The 2593-nt window shown below is 71.9% G+C and carries 2 protein-coding genes; both read left to right on the forward strand.

Going from position 1 to position 2593, the window contains the following annotated elements; all coding sequences use genetic code 11:
* Nucleotides 1-95: 95 nt before the first annotated feature.
* On the forward strand, nucleotides 96-590 hold the full coding sequence (locus tag D7X96_RS38785) for a MerR family transcriptional regulator (protein WP_120553185.1): 495 nt from the start codon (nucleotides 96-98) through the stop codon (nucleotides 588-590).
* Nucleotides 587-2593, forward strand: a 2007-nt coding sequence (locus tag D7X96_RS38790; protein WP_244219880.1) for a VIT domain-containing protein, incomplete at its 3' end; no start/stop codon positions are given. The genes D7X96_RS38785 and D7X96_RS38790, both read left to right, overlap by 4 nt.

Here is a 2593-nt window from a genome sequence, read left to right on the forward strand (position 1 = left end):
CCCGGCCGCCACCTCCGGGGACATCCCGCCACCGCCGCTGCCAAATCGCCACCGGCGTCTTGACACTACAACTGTCACAACCTACTGTCAGGTTCGTGAGCACGCCCAAGACACAGACGGAGTGGAAGCTGGCCGCGCTGGCGGAGGAGGTGGGCGTCTCGCCTCGCACGGTCCGCTATTACGTCCAGCGGGGCCTGTTGCCCGCGCCGCCCTTCAAGGGGCCGGACACGGTCTACGGAGAGGAGCACCGGGTGCGGCTCAAGGCCATCCGGGTGCTCCAGGCGAGGTTCCTGCCGCTGGATGCCATCCAGGCGGAGCTCTTGCGGCTGTCACCCGAGGAGCTGCGCCGGCTGTCGGAGTCGCCGGTGGGCCCAGGCTCGGGGATGCCGCCGGTGCCGGAGGAGCCTCCCCGGATGCCGCCGAAGCGGCCAGGAAAAGACCCGACGGTGGAGGTGGCGCGTTACCAGCGCTGGCTCCTGGCGCCGGGGTTGGAATTGCACGTGTCGGAGCAGGCGGAAGCGAAGGTCCGGGCGCTGGCGGAGCGGGTGCGCGCCCTCATCGAGGAGTCCGAGGAAGGAACGCCGTCATGAACGAGCAGGCGAAGTGTGGGCTGTTCACGCGTGAGGGGGCCCGGGTGCCCCTGCAGGGAGTGGAGGTCACCGGTGAGCTGCTCGGGGGGCACGCGCGGGTGCGCGTGACGCAGCGCTACCGCAACGACGAGAAGAAGCCGGTGGAGGCCGTCTACACCTTCCCCCTGCCCTCCGACGCGACGCTCAGCGCCTTCTCCATGACCTGCGCGGGCCGCCGCGTGGCCGGCGTGGTGAAGGAGCGCGAGGCGGCCTTCCGCGCCTACGACGACGCCATCACCGAGGGCCACGGCGCGGCGCTGCTGGACCAGGAGCGCGCCAACGTCTTCACCGCGCAGGTGGGCAACCTGTTGCCGGGCGAGGACACCCTGGTGGAGGTGGAGTTCCTGCAGACGCTCACCGCCGAAGAGGGCAGCGTGCGCTGGATGCTGCCCACGCTGGTGGCGCCCCGGTACATCCCCGGCGCGGTGCACGGAGACCGCACGGGCCACGGCGAAGCGGCCCCCACGACGCGGGTGCCGGACGCGGACCGCCTCACTCCGCACCAGGGCCCGGTGGACTACGGGCTGAAGATGGACCTGCTCGTCGACGTGGGCCGTGACGTGGTGGTGGAGAGCCCGTCCCACCGCATCACCGTCACGAAGGACGGCACGCGCACGCGGGTGAGCCTGCAGCGCGATTCGTTCCTCAAGCACTTCGCGGGCGACGAGGTGGCGCTGGACCGGGACGTGGTGCTCACGATGCGCAACGCCAACCCGGACGTGATGCTCACGCCCGTGGTCACGCACCGCAAGGCGGAAGGGCCGGGCACGTTCGCGCTCACGGTGGTGCCGGACCTGCTGAACCTGGCGACGTCGCCTCCCCGGCAGGAGGTGGTGTTCGTGGTGGACACGTCCGGGTCCATGGCGGGCGACAGCCTGCCGCAGGCCCAGGCCGCGCTCCGGCTGTGCCTGCGCCACCTGCGCGAGGGCGACCGCTTCAACGTCATCGCGTTCGAGAACGCGTACCGTTCGTTCTCTCCGCAGACGGTGCCGTTCACCCAGCGCACGCTGGAGCAGGCGGATGCGTGGGTCGCGGGGCTCAAGGCCTACGGCGGCACGGAGCTGCTGGAGCCGATGGTCACCGCGATGAAGGCCGCGCCGGATGGCGTGGTGGTGCTGCTGACGGACGGCCAGGTGGGCAACGAGAACGAAATCCTCACCGCGGTGCTCGCGGCGCGCGGGGCGGGACGGGTGTTCTCGTTCGGCATCGGCACCAACGTGAGCGACGCGCTGTTGCGCGACCTGGCGCGGCGCACGGATGGCGCGGTGGAGTTCATCCACCCGGGGGAGCGCATCGACGAGAAGGTGGTGGCGCAGTTCTCCCGGGCGCTCGCGCCGCGCGTCACCGACCTGGAGGTGAGCTTCAACGGCGTGGAGGCCAGTGAGCTGGCGCCGTCCACGCTGCCGCCGCTGGTGGACGGCACGCCGTGGACGCTCTTCGGGCGCTATGCGCAGGCGGGCACGGGCAGCGTGACGCTGAAGGGACGGTCGGGCCGGGAGCCCTTCTCCCTCACGGTGCGGCTGGACCTGCCGTCGCTGTCGGACCGGCCCGTGGTGGAGAAGTTGTGGGCCGCCGAGCGCATCCGGGGCTGGATGGACGCGGGGCTGGTGGGCCGGCGCGCGGACGCGATGAAGGAGCGCATCGTGCGGCTCGCCGTCGAGCACCAGCTGGCCACGCAGTACACGTCCTTCGTGGTGGTAGAGGAGCGCCAGGGTGACCGCCGCGCGTCCGGCACGCCGGAGACGCGCGTGGTGCCGGTGAACGCGCCCGCGGGCTGGAGCATGTTCAATCCGGCCGCCCGGGACGCGGACGATGAGGCGCCGGGGGACGCGTTCATGCAGACGCCCGTGGGAGGGCGGATGCCCATGGAGAAGATGAAGCGGATGGCCTCGAAGCCGATGCCCAGGCCTGGAGCGGCACCGGGCCGCGCCCTGGGCAGCGCGGCCCCCCCGCCCCCTGCGAGC

It is taken from the genome of Corallococcus interemptor (assembly GCF_003668875.1).
Taxonomy (GTDB): Bacteria; Myxococcota; Myxococcia; order Myxococcales; family Myxococcaceae; genus Corallococcus; species Corallococcus interemptor.